This is a genomic window from Savagea serpentis, assembly GCF_015351395.1.
Classification (GTDB): domain Bacteria; phylum Bacillota; class Bacilli; order Bacillales_A; family Planococcaceae; genus Savagea; species Savagea serpentis.
In genome coordinates this window covers 92754-110681 of record NZ_JADKPV010000003.1, presented here as the reverse complement: position 1 = coordinate 110681, position 17928 = coordinate 92754, and the positions used below count along the sequence as shown (strand labels likewise).

Genomic DNA, 17928 nt, shown 5'->3' with positions numbered 1-17928 from the left:
GCAATGCGTGTAACTCAATCGATGCTTTCGAACAACATGCTTCGTAACTTATCGAGCAGTTATAATAAAATGGGAAAATTGCAAGACCAATTAAATACAGGAAAAAAAGTAAACCGTCCGTCTGATGATCCGGTCGTCGCGATGAAAGGGATTGCGTACCGTCACCAAGTAGCGAAAGTCGAACAGTTCAAACGAAATGTCGGCGACGTCCACAACTGGTTAGACAGCACAGATGCCGCACTCGACAATGCAGGAGAAGTATTAAAACGAGCGCGTGAACTCATGGTCAACGTCCCAACCGATTCGATGACGTATGATGATCGTCAAAAAATCGCGCAAGAATTAAAGCAACTTCAAGAAGGAATGCGTGATATTGCGAATTCTAAAGTTGGCGATAAGTATATTTTCTCTGGAACGAAAACGGGTAGTCCTTTGTTTATTAATGGCGCTTTAAGTAAAGAAAAAATTGCGAATGATTATTCATCTGCAGATTCATTTAAAGGCTTATACGAAGCGTATGATAAAAACGGTGAAATTGTTGTTTTAAATAATGAGGGTGTACCAGAGCCATCAACTGATCCAAATAATCCAACTAAAGAAGTGGCGTATTATCGTTTAAAAGCTGAACCAGATAATGGTGTACAACGTGAAGTGAAAATTGAAGTGTTTGACGGTGTTGAATTACAGGTCAATACGATTGGTCATAAATTATTTGGTGATATTGACAAACGATTTACAGATATGATTAAACAAATTGAAGATCCAGATAATCAAGCTGATTTAGATACGCATATTAAATCGATGGACGATGCATTGAACTCAGTATTAGAAGACCGTGCCGTTGTCGGAGCTCGTCAAAATCGTGCGGAATTAATGGACAACCGTCTCGACCTTCAAGAGATGGCAGCGAAAAAGCAAATGTCGCAAAACGAAGACATCGACTACGAAGTCGTCATTACCGATTTAATGACGCAAGAGTCGATTCACCGTGCGGCACTTTCTATCGGAGCGCGTATTATCCAACCGACGCTCGTCGACTTTTTACGATAAGTGATCAAGGGGCGTTCGTCTTATGACGAGCGCTTCTGTTCCATAAGGAGTGAATCCAATAAACATTCCACAAATTCAAATTGAAACGCGTCCTGCGAAACTCGGCTTACAAATCGACAAACCGCAACAGTCGATCGAACAACCGAAAGCTTCGATTCAACAGACGCAACCTGCCGCAATACTCGACATTCGTCGCACGCAACCGACGCTGACAATCGACCAGACGGAAGCGTGGGCATCAATGGAACGCAAAAATATTTTACGGGCGATGGATGAATTTGCGAAAGAAGGGTTGAGTGCCGTTCAAGAAGGGATGGCTCGTCGCGCTTCAGAAGGAACGCAAATGATGCGCATTGAAGATGGTGGAGAAGCGATTCAAAATATCGCAAAAAACAATGCCTATCCTTCGCCAGCTGATATTAACGTTCGTTTCTTACTCGGACGTTTCGGAGTGAAATATTCAATCGAGCCTGGCAAGACTGATATTAACGTAGAACCACAAAAGCCAACGCTTGACGTACAAGTGAATAAGCCGATCCATGAATACACGCCAGGCAAAGTGTCAGGTGTCATGGAAGATTACGGCGAAGTGCGCATCGATTTTCGCGCTTAAAAAGCTCACTTTCATAGTGGGCTTTTTTCATATGAAGACATTGTGACAACGCATATTGCAAGTAGTACGATATGAGCATTCATGATATGCTAAAAGAAAAGGAATAAAGGAGCAATGACGCATGCAAATCGAAACGAAATTTCACGGATCTGTCTCATTAGAGGGAGCGCTCATTTACGAATTTCCCCAAGGCTTACCAGGATTCGAAGACAATCATTCATTTACCATTTTACCGATTGACGGGAACGACATGTTCCAAGTGCTACAATCGACCGACACACCAGGCGTCGCATTCGTCGTCGCCAACCCGTACACATTAATTGACGAATACGACATTCGCATCGACGAACCGACAATCGATTTACTCGGTATCGAATCGGAAGAAGAAGTATTCGTCTTAACGGTCGTCACTGTAAAAGAGCCGTTCAACCAATCAACACTCAACTTACAAGCACCCCTCGTCTTCAACGTGAAAACGAAAAAAGGGAAGCAAATGATCTTAAACGACACCTCATACGACATGCGCCATCCAATCGACAAGGGGGCGAAGTAAATGCTCGTCCTCGCACGCAAAAAAGGCGAAACGATCCAAATCGGTGACAACATCACGCTCAAAGTGATCGACATCTCCGGCGACACCGTAAGGCTCGGCATCGACGCCCCAAAATCCGTCGAACTCGTCCGTGGAGAGTTGTTAGAACAAGTAACCGACACAAACAAAGAAGCGATACCAACAGATTTATCAAGTTTATTCAATCAACAATCATAACGAAACGGATCCCCTGTATACCAATTGCTCGTAACAGGGGATGTTTTGTCAAAAAGGAGAATGACGATGGGATATAAAATAATCCAACCGACATATGTAAATAAGTTTTCGTGTATTGGTCCAGCTTGTGAAGCAACGTGTTGTGCAGGATGGAACGTTACAGTTGACCGAGAAACATATATGAAATATAAGAAACTGCCGATGAGTCCTTTGAAGAAAAAATTAGAGGAAAATATAAAACGTAATCGAACGTCTACTTCTGGCAACACGTTTGCCCAGTTTAAGTTAGATACTCATCATCAGTGTCCATTATTAGGTGAAGATATGTTATGTGAGGTACATAAACAATTAGGGGAGCAAGCACTGTCCCATACATGTTCGATTTATCCGCGTGCTCAAAATAAGTTAAGAAGTGCATACGAAATATCGTCAACTCCATCTTGTCCAGAAGTTGTGAGGTTATTAGTAGATGAAGTAGATGGATTACAATTTGAAGAAAGTGAAAGAGATCACCTTTTCAAATTTTCGAATCACTTTGACAAATCACAAGTTCCTGAACAAACTTTTTGGGACATTCGAGTTTTTTCAATTCAATTAATCCAAATGAGAACGATTCCACTACATACAAGACTTATTATTCTCGGCCTATTTTATCAAGCGATAGATGAGGATATAGCTGATTCAAAGCATGTGGAGCAGACGATAGAATCGTTCACAATAAAAGTAAATACACCTGAGTATGTTCAGGCACTTATGAATATTCAAGGAAATAAAGAAATGCTCATGCAGTATGTCATCAACATATTAGACGTAGCGCAACAAAAATCTGCTAAACGAACGAAGATGTTCGAACTTGTAGCAGAAATCGCACCGATTCTAAACAATTTGCACATCAATATTGTAAATGAAATTGATCAACGTGCCATGCGGCATGAAAGAGAGTATCCTCATTTGTATGAAAACTATTTAGTGAACCATCTTTTTTATAATGTGATGCCACTCAATCAAAAAACAGCAGTAGAAAGTTATCAACAAATGATTAGTAGTTATATCGTGATGCGAAATTTAGTGGAATATGTGGCATATGTTCGCAACCAGTCCATTGCTGACGTATTCGTGGAAGTGGTATATGCATTTGAGCGAGAAATTGAACATAATGCCTCGTTTAAAAAGTTAACAGTTGCCATTATAGAAGATATGGAGATTAATCAATTGCCTCATCTTATTCAACTACTCAACAGTTAGTGTCACAAATTAGACAATAAATATTTTTTTTAGGGAAAAAGTAATCGAAAAGGTAAACAAAATAAAACTCACTCCGATACAGAGTATTAGTGAGGGAAATATCCACTCACACTCGAGCAAGGACGCTTGAGAAAACACAAACATTCAAGGAGGAAGATTAATCATGAGAATTAATCACAACATCGCGGCAATTAACACACACCGCCAAATGCAATTCAACAACACGAACGTAGGGAAAAACCTCGAGAAACTTTCTTCAGGTTACCGCATTAACCGTGCAGGAGACGATGCAGCTGGTCTTGCAATCTCTGAAAAAATGCGCGCACAAATCAAAGGTTTAAACATGGCTGAGAAAAACGCACAAGACGGCGTATCACTCATCCAAACAGCAGAAGGTGCGCTTCACGAAACACATTCTATCCTTCAACGTATGCGTGAGCTCGCAGTCCAATCTGCAAGTGACACAAATATGGACAAAGTAGACCGTCAAGCAATGCAAGAAGAGTTGGAAGCATTAACAGCTGAGATTAACGATATTGCTGGACGTACAGAGTTTAACACGCAAAAGCTAATTGATGGATCATTCTCAAACAAAAAATTCCAAATTGGTGCAAACGAAGGACAAAGTATCGAGGTAAGTATTAAAAAAATGGATGCAGCAGCATTAGGTTTAACGAATTCAGTTGTAGCAGAAACTGATGTTGATGCATCGGCATTAAAAGATGGCTCATACCGAGTAAAAGGTACAGACGTTTTAGATGCTTCTGACAACGTAGTTGGTAAAGTAACTGATAACAAAATTACTTTGGCTGACACTGCCGGAACAGAAATTGAATTTGCAAAAGCGACAGAATTAACTGAAGGAGCTACGATTACAGTTAACGGTGGTAAAGCAGAGCTTCGTTTAACAGCGTCAGATGACGTTAAAAAACTTGCAGCTGGCACATATGAAATCAGTGGCGAAAATGTATTAAAAGATGGCGTTAAAGTAGGAACTTATGAAGACAATAAAGTAAAAATCCAAGGTGTAGTAAATGCAGGTGGAGAAGAAATTGAATTTGATAAAGCAGCATTAGGTTTAGCAGACGATCTTGATGAAGGAGTAAAATTCACAATCGGGGGCGTTGATATTTCTAATCGCGATCAAGCATCTGCTGCTATTACAGCGATTAATGAAGCAATCAACAAAGTATCTACACAACGTTCTGACCTTGGTGCGGTTCAAAACCGTTTAGAGCACACAATCAACAACCTCGGAGCGTCAGCTGAGAACTTAACAGCAGCGGAATCACGTATCCGTGACGTTGATCATGTCCAAGCCGCATAGGCTTCACAAGGACATAGTCGTCCAGACTGGTAACGGTCTGTGAGGATCATTGGGTGAATTGCTGGAACACCTTGGTAGAGCTTCTCTCACCACAGCGTAGTTGGAAACGACAAGCGCGACGGTTTGAAAAGAGAGAAGAGGAGGCAATCAGCAGCGAAGCCCCTGTCGGGAAACCGTGGGGAACGTTCAACGACTAAGACATACCGTCTACGGCACAAGCTATGACGATGAAGTCTGTAGGGTGGACTTTCGTGGAGACGAAAGGACATTCGAAGCGCCCAACCCCTAACTCAGCAACCACAATATGCTGAACGGGTGAAGAGATAGTCTAGTCATACATGAGAGTGTATGTCGCACGATGGCGAAAGAAATGATGGAGTTCACAAAGAACAACATCTTAACTCAAGCAGCTCAAGCTATGTTAGCTCAAGCAAACCAACAACCACAAGGCGTATTACAATTATTACGTTAATTCGTATACAAAAGAGACTTCCGATCGGAAGTCTCTTTTTCTGTTTACAGTCGCTCTTCTTTTCTTAACTCTCGCAATTTGTATACGACGGACCAGTACGTTCGCTGGATGGTATCTGCAATCACTTGATCGGTCGCACCTTCTCGTTTCATTTGAATCATCGTTTCAATTTCTTCCTGTGAATAGGCTTTTGAGCGTTCGGATGAGCTGACGATGACTTCGTAATTCGGATATTGTTCTTTCCATTTCATTTTTTCTTTCTCAAATCGATACGTCCAATTCGTTTTATATGCCATGCTCGGGCATGTTGTCGTAACAGGTGCGATCGTTTGTAAAAATTGCATCGTTTGTTGTACACGCGATGTTTTAATATAATTTCGGTGTCCATCGGGGCATCCTGACAATGTGAAGCCGATTCGGTAAGTTGAATTGATGACCCGACAAAGTGCTTCGAGTTCATGCTTTTTGAAATTTTGAACATACAGTGCAATATGTGGCGTTACATAGATTTTTTTCAAACGATGATTAATGCGATGGCTAATTAATAATGAACCGTCGTCCATGTATAATGTTGCGAGTAAGTGTGGAGATAAATATTTTTCAATGAGTGGTAACGGAATCACTTTTTCGCGTACGTCATTATAAAATAGCAGGCGCCACTGTTTAAATAACGGATGCGATTCAGAGCGAATGTAAGAGCCATCTGATTTGAATTGAAAGTAAGGTGCCATGACATTCACTTTCCATTGGCGATATTCCAGTTGGTTCATGCCAAAATGTTCATGGTAATTACATTTTAAGCCGTATGTGAGTGTCGGACTGTCTTCTAACATACCATCACCTAAAATCGAACCGATTAACACTTGTTTTTGAGTAAGTCCGATATCTTCTTCCAATCGAATTACTTGTGGATATCGTTGTTGATGTTGAAAGAATGCTTCTTCGACGACTTCGTTTAGTGTTAATCCTGTCATTGAACGTTTCTTGATTATTTCATTGTGTAGTGCGGAATCAATTGAAATTTGGTATGATTTCATTTCTTCAGGCTCTGTTCTTTTACGAATCCATCGTTGTTGCTCGGATGACGTAATCGGTAGTTTCACATATCGATGTAACAAGTCATTAATGTGCGCTGTTGGCTTTAATATTTGATAATGTGCTGATAATTTAATAGTCGTGCGCTTCGCGATTGTTTTATACGGTGATGCTGTTTTCATTTTTCGAATCATGACAGGCTGCATCCACGGTTCGACGAGTTGTAAAAAATAATTGATTTGTAGTTGATCGTACAGTAACAATCGCTTCTGGCCATCTACTGAGAATAGTAAGTTGAACTTTAAATTTAATATATACTTCAGTAATTCACGTTCTTCATCTGTCCAGCACTCTGTCGACAATACAAGCTTTTCCACAACGCCGTCTTTATTTTTCTTCAAATGCCCATCATCTTGATACCACCAAGCGAGCGATTCTGCTGTGAAGTATCTTTCTAAATGGTTGATTGGTATCGCTTTCATTTTGTTCGGATACCAAATGTCATATAGTTGATCGACCCATTCGTGTGTGAACGACTGTACCATGTAGCGTTCGCTATAACCTTTTCGCAATCGCTCTTCTATCACTCGTCCGTACGTCGGCTCGTTCAGCGGAATATAGTCACGCAATTGTTCGTAGCAATAGTGCGTCCACTCGACATCTTCCACACGATGCATAAACTGAAAGCGTGGTCGTCTTCCCCCCTGTTTAATAATCGTGCCATCTCCTAACAATTTCCCTATCATTCGGGCAAAAAATATTTCCATCTCATCACCTCAAATGTTATTTAGGATATCTTTATTATAACATAAAAAAAGAACGTACGTTCCCTTTAAAAGTAATTTGTACTGAATTAATCTCGAATTGTCCTATATATGTTATTTAATTTTTAAGGGAAAAAATAGTGTAATGGATAATTTGAATCATAGTTAGTTTTTAAAGAGATGGAAAGTAGGATGAGAGAAGCCGATATAAAGAGAGAAGATGAAATACATAGGAGGACGACCATGGAGATTCGATTAGGTGAACGAGTAGAGCAATTAACAGAGAAGTTGACGACAGATGACGTCATCGCAACGATTAATGCGTTGTTAGGGGAGGACTTTTATTTTGAAGGGTTGAAGATTGACGGAGAAGTCGTACAAGACGACGTCGAGCAAGTATTACACGACCGTCTTTCATCGATCCAGACAATCGAAGTGTTAGCTGTCGAAGCGCAACAGTTTGTTATCGGCTTATTAGCATCGGGAGAAGAGTATGTGAAACGCGCATCCGAACATACGCCACAATTAGTAAAAGCGTTAAAGAGTGAGAACATCAACGCGGAAGCTTGGGCGAATGTAAATGATATTTTAGGTGGCATTCAATGGATTTTGTCGATGACGGAAGTGGTAGAACAGTCGATTATCGATGTGAACGATTGGGCGGACCTTGTGCAAGCGAAGGAACAGTTCGAAGCTCAATTACCGACTTTACAAACAGCGATGGAGAAAGAAGATAGCGTAGCAATTGCGACAACGATCGAAAAATTCGTCATCCCATATTTTGAAACGGTGCAACGTGTAACAGGACAAGCATTTGACGAACAATTTACACGTCCGACGATTCAATAAAGAGAGTGCTACTTCGGTAGCGCTTTTTTATTTTTTAAAAAATAGATGAAAATAGTTGAAGTTTACGTTAACGTCAATGTTACATTACAACTATCGAGGGGTGGAGAGATGAAGACGATTCGCGAAGTTTGTGAAGCATTTGGGCTGACGCCTCGTACGTTGCGGTATTATGAGGAACTTGGCCTTTTAACACCTGTTCGTACCGAGACGAATCAGCGTAGGTATGACAAAAAGGAATTGGCAAAGTTGAAGTTGATTGCGCGGGGGAAGCGATTTAATTTTACATTGTCTGAGATCAAAGAAATGATTTTGTTATTTGATGTGGATCGTACCGGACGTGCTCAATTGGAGCGGACAATTGAATATGGACAAGAGAAGATGGAAGAGATTGATTCGATGATTGAGGAGTTGAAAACGATTCGGCGCGAGTTGTCTTGGTTAGACCGAACCTTTCGAGAAAAATTAGAAGAGCTCAAAGGAGGAGAATGAGATGAATATTCCGTATTATGTGGAAATGAATGCACGGAAATTTGCGCACAAGGAAGCTTTTGTCACGGAACATGAGAGATATACGTATGCGGATTGGAATGATGCGGCGTGTGCAGTCGCTCATTTATTTCAACAAGAAGGAATTACGAAAGGGGACCGGGTCGCCTTATTTTTACCGAATGGTTATGATTTTGCGGTCGCATATGTTGCGGCTTTAAAATTAGGTGCCATTATCGTACCGCTCCACGTCAAACTCACATCACGCGAGGTAATGTACATTTTAGAAGATAGCGGGGCTTGTGCTCTCATCTTAACGGAACATGCCAAACAAGCGATTGATTTATCAGATTATTCTGGTAAATCAATTACCACGACTCAAATGAATCAAGCGATTTCTAGTGGTGAGCGTTGGACGAATGAGACGACAACGACCGAAGAAACACCTTGTACACTATTGTATACATCCGGCACGACGGGACAACCGAAAGGCGTATTGTTGACGAATCGCAACGTGCTAGCTGTCGCACATATGATTTGCATCGAAATGAAAATGAATGATGATACCCGGACGCTCATTATGTTGCCACTTAGTCATTCTGCCGTTTTGAATTTATTTTTCGTATCGACTGTACTTGTCGGCGGAACGCTCGTCGTACGGGAGGAATTTCACCCTGTCGTATTTTTAGAAACGGTAGAACGCGAACGGACGACGCACTTTTTCGGACCGCCTGTCGTGTACTTGTTAGCGTCAAAAGTGTTAGAACAAAAAACATATGATTTACAGTCGATGCAATGGTGGGTGTATGGAGGTGCGCCCGTCAGTAAAACGGAGATTGTATATATTCAAAAGCAATTCCAAACAAATCATTTAACGGCTGTATACGGACTGACAGAAGGAGGTCCGAGCGGGGCGCTATTATTCCCAGAAGAACAAGCTGAAAAGGTTGGAAGTATCGGAAAAAGAGCGAGTTTATTTACAGAATTGAAAGTTGTAGACTACGAAGGAAATGAAGTAGCACCGAATGAAATTGGCGAGATTGTCATTCGAGGTCTCGGTGTGATGGAGAACTATTGGAATCGTCCTGAAGAAACAGAAGCGGTCTTTTTGGACGGTTGGTTGCGAACTGGGGATTTAGCGAAAGTCGATGAAGACGGATATATGTGGATTGTTGACCGAGCGAAAGATATTATCATTTCGGGCGGGGTGAATGTGTATCCATTTGAAGTCGAGCAAGAAATGATGAAGCATCCTGCGATTGAAGCGGTGGCGGTTATCGGAGTCGCCCATCCAGAGTGGGGTGAAACGGTAAAAGCTTTCTACGTTTCATCAGAAGAAATCGATGAAACCGAAATAAAACAGTTTTTAAGTGAAACGCTCGCTAAATTTAAAATTCCGAGATTGTACGAACGAATCGAGGAACTCCCACGCAATGCGACAGGGAAAATTTTGAAACAAGCTTTAAAAGAAGGGAAGCGATGACATGAAGGAAGAAATGATGGCGAACTATCCGAAACATCCTCCAGTGATTGAACAGAAGCCACAATATGGAGAGCGTAAAGAAAGTTTTTATACGAAAGATGAATCGTTACGACGCATTTTATACCATTATTTACCGAAAGATTTTTATCAATATGCAGAGGAACGTTTAAAAACGTATGGGGAACGTTGTGCGAATGAAATCGATGAACGTGCTCGTTTTACAGACCGTGAAGGAGAACCACAGTTGTTGAAGTACGACGCATATGGCGACGATATTTCAGAAGTGATCGTGAACGAAGGGTATCGTCAAACCGTTGAAGAAACGTATAATGAAGGGATTGTCGGATATGTGCACAAACCGATTCCAGAGTTAGGCCGGAAAGGAAATTATACGTATAGTTTCGCTCAAGGCTATGTATTGTCTCAAGCGGAACCTGGATTTTATTGTCCGGTCACTTTAACGAAAGCAACCGCTTATTTACTGGATCATTACGCAGATGAAGCCGTTAAAAATCGTTTCTTACCTCATGTCTGTTCAACAGGAGAAGTGTCCCTTTATGAAGGAGCGACTTTTTTAACAGAACGACAAGGCGGGTCGGATGTCGGAGCGAATGAAGTTGTGGCAATCGAGCAAAGCGACGGGACTTATTCGTTATATGGCGAAAAATATTTTGCTTCGAATGCGGGAATGTGCGGTGTCGCAATGGTGCTAGCGAGAAGAGAAGGAGCGCCAACAGGTTCAAAAGGACTCACGCTATTTGCCGTACCGTGGCGTAATGAAGATGGCACATTAAACGGTATTTCAATTCGTCGTTTAAAAGATAAGTTAGGCGTGAAAGCCGTTCCTTCTGGAGAAGTCGAATTGCACAGGGCGAAGGCATATGTCGTAGGAGACCCGACGAGAGGTTTTTATTATATGATGGAAGCGTTAAATTTATCGCGAGTGAGTAATGCAGTCGCTTCTCTCGGAATTATGAAGCGTTCCCTAGATGAGGCTTTCCAATATGCGACGAAGCGCCGTGCGTTCGGGGGATATTTGACGGACTATCCAATGGTGCGTGACACACTTTTGAAAATGAAAGCAAAGCTCCATGTTGAATTAGCGGCTTTATTCGACATGATTCAATTGTATGAAAAAGTAACGGCTGGTGAAGGAACGCCGGAAGAAGTCGTGTTGAATCGTTTAAATATTGCCACGATGAAAAAAGAAACAGCATACGAAGCGATTCACTTCGCTCATGAAGCGATCGAAATGTTAGGAGGGAACGGGTATATTGAAGATTTTGTGACACCAAGGTTGCTGAGAGATGCGCAAGTATTATCGGTATGGGAAGGGACAGCGAATATTTTAGGTCTAGAAGTCGTTCGTCTTGTGAATAAATACGAAGCGCATCAATTGTTTATAGAACAAATGAACGCAAGACTTGAAAAAATGGCACCGAGCGATCAAACATCAATCGTGTTACAACAATGGGCATCAGTTCAAGAAGCATTACATCGCTTTGCCGATTTAACCTATGAAGAACAAACATTTTATTCTAAGCAAATGTCGAGCGATATGAATGCCATCTATGAATCGGTTATTGCATTAGAATGGGCAGAGCGTCATGGTGAGGAATACGAAGTGTTAACAAATGTTTACCTCGAACAAACATGGCAGTTGCGAAAAATCGGGCAACCGATCGTTCAAGAAGAAACATTTTGGAATGTGTTTTCAAACGCATAATACGAGCGGAAAGAAGGGGAGAATCCTTTCTTTCCGTTTTTGTTGTGGAAGGAGAGCGGTTCTTTTATGATGAAAACAAAGGAGGAGTAGTGTATGGAACAATATTTATTATGGATAGGTATCCTCATCTTTTCTCTCGGTCTTATCCTCGTCATCGTTGGACGTAGTTGGGTGATTGTCCGTTTCATTTTTGGCGACCGCAGTATGATTTGGCAATACACGATTGGATTCATCCTTGTATTGATTGGAGTTTTTATTCTTTATATGAGTGGCGCATTTTCGTAAGTTCGAAAATCTCAAAATATTGAGTAACTTCAAGTGATATACATAATGATGTATAGAGCGGATGGTATCGTAGTCGTGAAGAAATCAATTCGACGGCTCGTCCGTCGTAGGAGAGGAGATTTTTTATGATATTCCAGTTTGAAAAAATCGGCGACGACTATGGCATTCGCCTGCCCCAACAACTGCTCGACCGGTTACCAGAAGGAACATACGCTTTCGAAATTCAAATCGAAAACGACTCCCTCGTACTCATACCTGTCGTCACTCATTAAATCGAATATGCGTTATATGAAACATGAAGCCAACATTGTTTGGTTTCATGTTTTTTGCTAGAAAAATCTTTTAAATCATAGTGTGGCTCATTTTTAGATTAATAGATATAAGTGCGAAACCAGATGATTTTGAATGCAAAAATTTAATTTTAGGACTTATTTTTAAAAAGCACCGTTTTACTCTTGCCCATTTGTTTTAAATTTTTTGTAATAAGAACAAGTGTTCCTTTTTGTTCCTCGATTAAAGTGGTGATTCCAAATGATAGAATCGGCTAATTTGGATATTCATTCGTTTGGGAATGGACTTCATTGATATTCTCACAATCTATATTCGTGGTATAATATGGATATATATGGCTGTTTGAAAGAGATATAGGTGGTTTTTGTCTGAAAAAGAGTGAGAAAATCGAAGTCATCCCAAATGCAACAGAGGAGATGATGAGATGAGTAAACGTGCTTTACGGCGAATGCCATTAGAGAAGTTAATGGATTTAAAAATAGATTACGCATTTAAACAATTGTTTGGAAGCGAGAAAAATAAAGAAATTACCGTCGTATTTTTGAATGCGATTTTACAAAAAACTGGTCGCGCTACGATCCGAGAGATTGTTTTTATCGACCAAGAAGTCGGCGGGCAATTTGTAGAGGATAAGCAATCGCGCTTAGACATCGTCGTCCGCACTCAAACGGGTGATTTCATTAATATTGAGATGCAGCTGTCGAATCAAAATGACATGGTGAAGCGCACATTATATTATTGGTCGCGATTGTTTTCCGAACAGTTACGCCGAGGCGAAATGTATCAAGATTTGCGCCCGACCATTACGATTAACATTTGTGATTTTACATTGTTTTCGCAAACGGATTATTATCACAGTACGTATCACTTATATGAAGATACGGTACTGAAACGACTTCATCCTGAAGATGACGTACTTGAATTTCATTTTATCGAGATGAAGAAGTTCATTCAAGCGTGGCATGAGGAAACCCTTGATCCGTGGGATGATCTTTTAGTGCGATGGCTCTTATTGTTAGGAATGGTCGATGCAAGGAAGCAGCGTGTGTACGATGAAATTTATAAAGAATTGGAGGCGTTAGCAATGAAAGACGAACGTTTAATGGAAGCATTCGAGGCATGGGACGAATTGAGTGCAACACCTGAAATGAGAATGGCTTACACTTCACGACTCAAAACCATTTTAGATGTAGAATCTAAAATGCGCTATGCGATGACGAAAGGAAAAGAAGAGGGGAGAGCAGAAGGTATAAAAGAAGGGAAAGAACAAGGAAGGAAAGAAGGTAGAGCAGTAGGCATAAAAGAAGGAATTGAACAAGGAGCAATCGAAACAAATAAAAATATCATTTTCAATGGCTATCGCAATGGACTAGATGTCGCTATGTTAAGCATGTTGACAGGATATAGCGAGCAAGAGGTTGAAAGAATCATAGAATCGTTTGAAAAAGAAACGGAGTAAGCGGTAATCGATTGTCAATCATGCATAACAAAATCTCGAGTTTATTGAATAGGGGAGATTAGCAATGAAAGATGAACGTTTAATGGAAGCATTCGAGGCATGGGACGAATTGAGCGCCACTCCTGAAATGAGAATGGCTTACACTTCACGACTCAAAACCATTTTAGATGTAGAATCTAAAATGCGCTATGCGATGACGAAAGGTAAAGAAGAAGGCATAATAGAAGCAAATAAAAATATTATTTTCAATGGTTATCGCAATGGTCTAGATGTCACCACGTTGAGTATGTTGACTGGCTATAGTGAAAAGGATGTCCAAGAGATGATTCAATCATTCCAAAGGGAATACAACAAAAATGATTGAATTATTTTTCTTTTAAGGTAAAATTTAGGTATAATAGACTTAGGATAAGGGGGTGACGGGGTGAAGGTTGTTTTAAGTCATAGAGAGCCAAGTGTGCAGAGGGTGAGTCATCCGTATGTGACGGAGAAGACGGTGACGTTTCAGCCGAAGCAAGGGGATCGTATTCAAATCGGAGCTCAAGCGCGTCAATTGTTTGATTCTTCAAAAAGTCAATCGAATGTGATGGATCAGTTGATGAAGAAGCGGGAGCAAATTCAAGAAATGCGTAGCAACTTGATTGAACGGACGCTGGAAAAGGGTATGGAATTGTCGACCATTAAAGAACAGTTGAAAGAAATCGACAAGCAAATTCAAGACGTCGAGATGAACATGCTGAAGCAGCAGATGAAAGAGCGAGAGCAAGCATTGGAAGAATTAAAGAAGGAAAAGGAAAAACCGCAAGAGAAAAAGTCGGAGGAAACGACAGACAGGCTTATTGAACATGGGGTTTCACTCGATCAAATGCAATTGTTGAACCAGTCTAAAAGCATACTCGACGGCGAGCGCAATACGATTAAAATTGAACTCGAACTAGATGCGCATCGTTTCTGGGATGTCGACCCGACGGCAGAAGCAAAAGGGAAAAAGCTCGCAAACCTCGACAAACGCATTTCTGACATAACCGATCAGCTTGGCGAGCGTTTAGGGGAAGTGTTGCAGCCTGACTCGGAAGAACAAGTTGAAGAAGAATAATAAATGAAAGCATTCCTTTACTCTTGTATATTCAAGGAATGCTTTTGTATTTATAATAATGTTGATTTTGTAAGAGTTAAAAATTGGGGTATACTTGCAGAAAAGAATATGATATATTATATGAGAGGAAATGAATACCTATTCAGATAGAAGCATTTATCGCTGTAAGGGAAGTTGCTTTTTTATTTTTTATGTTTTGTAAGCGCTTTTTTGTAGGCGGATTGGGAAGTCGGAATTCTTTACTTGTTCTGGCTATAAATGTTAGAATAATCTGAAAAGAGAATTTGATAAGGGAGAGATCTACATGACAGTACAAGAGTTGACACACTTTATTGGTGGGGAAAAAGTTTCTGGTAAAAGCGGACGATTTGGGGACGTCTACAATCCAGCAACTGGGGAAGTGATCGCGAAAGTACCATTCGCATCACGAGATGAAGTTAAAGAAGCAATCGATGCAGCGGAAGCCGCATTTCCAGCTTGGCGCGATATGAGCGTTGCGCGTCGTGCGAATATTGTAATGAATTTCCGTAATTTAATGATGGAAAATAAAACGAAGCTCGCTGAAGTTATTTGTCAAGAGTCTGGAAAGACGATGGACGATGCAGAAGGCGAAATTATGCGTGGTTTAGAATCGGTTGACTTAGCAATCGGTGCTCCACAATTAGTAAAAGGGGAGTATTCTGTTAACGTTGGCGGAAATATTAACGCGTATTCTGCACGTTATCCACTCGGAGTTGTCACAGCGATTGCGCCGTTCAACTTCCCAATCATGGTACCACTTGCGCAAACGAGCATGGCGGTAGCAGTCGGTAACGCAGTCATTTTGAAAGCGTCTGAAAAAGTTCCGATGACAGCATTGTTCATTTCTGAACTTTGGAAGCAAGCCGGTTTACCAGATGGCATTTGGACAGTCGTGAACGGTGATAAAACAGCGGTTGACGAGCTTTTAGAAAACCCGAAAGTGCATGCGATTTCATTCGTCGGTTCAACACCTGTCGCAAAAATCATTTACGAAGTCGGTTCAAAGCACGGTAAGCGTGTCTCGGCATTCGGTGGCGGTAAAAACAATATGGTCGTTATGCCTGATGCGGATCTCGAGCAAGTGGCGAACTCGTTCGTCAGCGCGGGATACGGTGCAGCGTCACAACGTTGTATGGCGATTTCAACACTCGTTGCAGTTGGAGAAGGTACAGCAGACCGTCTTTTACCATTAATTAAAGAGAAAGTCGAAGCGTTAAAAGTAGGACCTGCTTCGGAAAACTCGGACTACGGTGCAGTTATTTCGCAACAAGCGAAAGATTCTATTTTAGCTGCAATCGATAAAGGGGAAGCAGAAGGTGCTGAACTCGTTGTCGATGGTCGTAAAGCGCCGATTACAACAGAAGGAAAAGGATTCTTCATTGGGCCAACATTGTTTGATCATGTGAAACCAGGCATGTATGTCCATGAAAATGAAATTTTCGGACCGGTTCGTAATATCGTCCGCACGAAAGATTTAGATGAAGCGATTCAAATTATTAATGATCACGAACTCGGTAACGGGGTAACGATCTTTACAAATAGCGGATACGCCGCACGTCAATTCACGACAGAAATCGAAGTCGGTATGGTTGGCGTTAACGTTCCAATTCCAATTCCAGTTGGATACTACAACTTCGCTGGATTCAAAGCGTCACGCTTCGGAGATGGCCACATGTTCGGTCCAGACCAAGCACGCTTCTTCACGAAAACGAAAACAATTTCAGAGCGTTGGTTAAAAGAATCTGACGACAAAGAAATGAGCTTCGCTTTCCCAAGTAACTAAATGTTACGAGCCTTAGCATCGACATCGGTGCTAAGGCTTTTTGTGTATAGTCAACAACCCGCCACTTAACGACCTTGCGGTCTGTTTGAAGTGGGGGCTTGCGTCTACCAAATTACAGCAGTGCCTCTACCCTCATAGAGTGCAATTACGCTTGTTCCTACCCAGTAGTGCGAATGGTTGTTAAGACCTCCTACCTTCGTGTGGTGGAACACAAGGACGGTTGACTTCGCCCCTACCGCAAGAGCTATACTCCTGCGGTAACTACACCAATATGTTCAATTCCTTTACGGTGTAGATTCATTGCGCCAACACGGTCATCATTTGATTCGTATTGGCAGTTTTTACACTTAAACAAATGTAATTCCTTGTTTCGATTCGCTTTTTCAACATGTCCACATTTAGGGCACGTTTGAGAAGTGTATTTTGGGTCTACGACTATTACCTTCTGTCCATTTAATTGAGCTTTATATTCAAGCAATTGCCGGAATTGATAGAAAGCCCAAGAAACAGAAACATAGCGATTTTTTACTCGTACTTTTTCAGTTGCGGAACGAATACCTGTCAAGTCTTCCAAAACAAACATCGTACCTCTACGGTATTTCTCAACGAGTGCCTTCGTAACTTGATGGTTTACATCCGTTACATAACGGTTTTCTCTTGACCCTATTTGTTTTAGTTTTTTACGAGCAGATGGAGTCTGTTTCTTTTGAAGTTGTTTGCGAGTCACTTTAAACTTACCACGTTTATGTTTTACAATTTTTCCATTGTAAAATGTAGTTTTCCCTTGACTGTCATAAGCAGTTGCAAGAAAGTTAATTCCTAAGTCTATGCCAACAATATTATTTACGTCGGTATAATCAAGTTCTGAAAAATCTTTCGTCACGGGAATATGCAAAAACCACTTTTGAAATTTATGCACTAACTTAGCAGTACCAAATTTCCAAGTGCCATTAAAATACTTCTTCATGGCTTTACGTTCATATTTTAGCTTGATACGACCATCTAATGTATTTACGCTAAATTGATTTCCGGTTAGTGAATAATCTCGATTCCACACAAGGTCATATTCTGGAAGTTTAAATTCAATCAAAGACCATTCGTGTCCATGTAATTGCTTGTAATGTAGATCGTTAAGTTTTGCTTGATTTAAAATTTTTGTCTTGAATACCTGGCC

Annotated in this window: 17 protein-coding genes and 2 pseudogenes; 17 read left to right on the top strand and 2 right to left on the bottom strand. The window is 41.0% G+C overall.

All coding sequences use genetic code 11. The features are described from left to right. The first annotated feature begins 3 nt into the window (after positions 1-3). The 7 genes and pseudogenes from flgL to IRY55_RS07945 form a co-directional block, all read left to right on the top strand. The gene (flgL, locus tag IRY55_RS07975) at positions 4-1050 is read left to right on the top strand and encodes a flagellar hook-associated protein FlgL (RefSeq protein WP_194562778.1); all 1047 of its coding nucleotides are present in this window, start codon (positions 4-6) and stop codon (positions 1048-1050) included. Positions 1051-1099: 49 nt separating this feature from the next. Continuing rightward, the gene (locus tag IRY55_RS07970) at positions 1100-1663 is read left to right on the top strand and encodes a DUF6470 family protein (RefSeq protein WP_213086687.1); all 564 of its coding nucleotides are present in this window, start codon (positions 1100-1102) and stop codon (positions 1661-1663) included. Positions 1664-1784: 121 nt separating this feature from the next. Beyond that, a complete protein-coding gene (gene fliW / locus IRY55_RS07965; RefSeq protein WP_194562777.1) occupies positions 1785-2216 on the top strand; it encodes a flagellar assembly protein FliW in 432 nt (143 codons plus the stop codon). After that, on the top strand, positions 2217-2432 hold the full coding sequence (gene csrA, locus IRY55_RS07960) for a carbon storage regulator CsrA (RefSeq protein ID WP_194562776.1): 216 nt from the start codon (positions 2217-2219) through the stop codon (positions 2430-2432). A 66-nt stretch (positions 2433-2498) separates the two neighbouring features. Further along, a complete protein-coding gene (gene fliB, locus IRY55_RS07955; protein ID WP_194562775.1) occupies positions 2499-3677 on the top strand; it encodes a flagellin lysine-N-methylase in 1179 nt (392 codons plus the stop codon). Positions 3678-3840: 163 nt separating this feature from the next. Then, positions 3841-5004 (top strand): flagellin N-terminal helical domain-containing protein, encoded by a 1164-nt coding sequence (locus IRY55_RS07950; protein WP_194562774.1) that lies wholly within the window; start codon positions 3841-3843, stop codon positions 5002-5004. A 358-nt stretch (positions 5005-5362) separates the two neighbouring features. After that, positions 5363-5476: pseudogene (locus tag IRY55_RS07945) on the top strand (flagellin); the annotation flags it as partial. Between the two features lie 44 nt (positions 5477-5520). Here IRY55_RS07945 and IRY55_RS07940 read toward each other — a convergent pair. After that, positions 5521-7278 (bottom strand): hypothetical protein, encoded by a 1758-nt coding sequence (locus IRY55_RS07940; RefSeq protein WP_194562773.1) that lies wholly within the window; start codon positions 7276-7278, stop codon positions 5521-5523. 240 nt (positions 7279-7518) lie between these two features. On the opposite strand from IRY55_RS07940, the gene IRY55_RS07935 reads away from it, so the two are divergent. The 10 genes from IRY55_RS07935 to IRY55_RS07890 all read left to right on the top strand — a co-directional run bounded on the left by IRY55_RS07935 (position 7519) and on the right by IRY55_RS07890 (position 16754). Further along, positions 7519-8124 carry a hypothetical protein gene (locus tag IRY55_RS07935; protein ID WP_194562772.1) on the top strand — a complete coding sequence of 202 codons (606 nt, stop codon included), beginning with the start codon at positions 7519-7521 and terminating at the stop codon, positions 8122-8124. A 108-nt stretch (positions 8125-8232) separates the two neighbouring features. Further along, positions 8233-8613: a MerR family transcriptional regulator gene (locus tag IRY55_RS07930; RefSeq protein ID WP_194562771.1), complete on the top strand. Its 381-nt coding sequence runs from the start codon at positions 8233-8235 to the stop codon at positions 8611-8613. A gap of 1 nt (position 8614) precedes the next feature. After that, positions 8615-10093, top strand: a complete 1479-nt coding sequence (locus tag IRY55_RS07925; RefSeq protein ID WP_194562770.1) for a class I adenylate-forming enzyme family protein — start codon at positions 8615-8617, stop codon at positions 10091-10093. A 16-nt stretch (positions 10094-10109) separates the two neighbouring features. After that, positions 10110-11819 (top strand): acyl-CoA dehydrogenase family protein, encoded by a 1710-nt coding sequence (locus tag IRY55_RS07920; protein WP_194562881.1) that lies wholly within the window; start codon positions 10110-10112, stop codon positions 11817-11819. Positions 11820-11912: 93 nt separating this feature from the next. Beyond that, positions 11913-12104: a hypothetical protein gene (locus IRY55_RS07915; protein WP_194562769.1), complete on the top strand. Its 192-nt coding sequence runs from the start codon at positions 11913-11915 to the stop codon at positions 12102-12104. Positions 12105-12229: 125 nt separating this feature from the next. Further along, the gene (locus tag IRY55_RS07910; protein ID WP_194562768.1) at positions 12230-12376 is read left to right on the top strand and encodes an AbrB/MazE/SpoVT family DNA-binding domain-containing protein; all 147 of its coding nucleotides are present in this window, start codon (positions 12230-12232) and stop codon (positions 12374-12376) included. Positions 12377-12819: 443 nt separating this feature from the next. Continuing rightward, entirely contained in the window at positions 12820-13854 is a 1035-nt protein-coding gene (locus IRY55_RS07905) for an Rpn family recombination-promoting nuclease/putative transposase (RefSeq protein WP_194562767.1), read from the top strand. A gap of 64 nt (positions 13855-13918) precedes the next feature. Then, positions 13919-14218, top strand: a complete 300-nt coding sequence (locus IRY55_RS07900) for a hypothetical protein (protein ID WP_194562766.1) — start codon at positions 13919-13921, stop codon at positions 14216-14218. Between the two features lie 60 nt (positions 14219-14278). After that, entirely contained in the window at positions 14279-14950 is a 672-nt protein-coding gene (locus IRY55_RS07895; RefSeq protein ID WP_194562765.1) for a hypothetical protein, read from the top strand. 304 nt (positions 14951-15254) lie between these two features. Continuing rightward, on the top strand, positions 15255-16754 hold the full coding sequence (locus IRY55_RS07890) for a CoA-acylating methylmalonate-semialdehyde dehydrogenase (RefSeq protein ID WP_194562764.1): 1500 nt from the start codon (positions 15255-15257) through the stop codon (positions 16752-16754). Between the two features lie 244 nt (positions 16755-16998). Here the strand turns inward: IRY55_RS07890 and IRY55_RS07885 are convergent. After that, positions 16999-17922: pseudogene (locus IRY55_RS07885) on the bottom strand (RNA-guided endonuclease InsQ/TnpB family protein); the annotation flags it as partial. Positions 17923-17928: the final 6 nt, after the last annotated feature.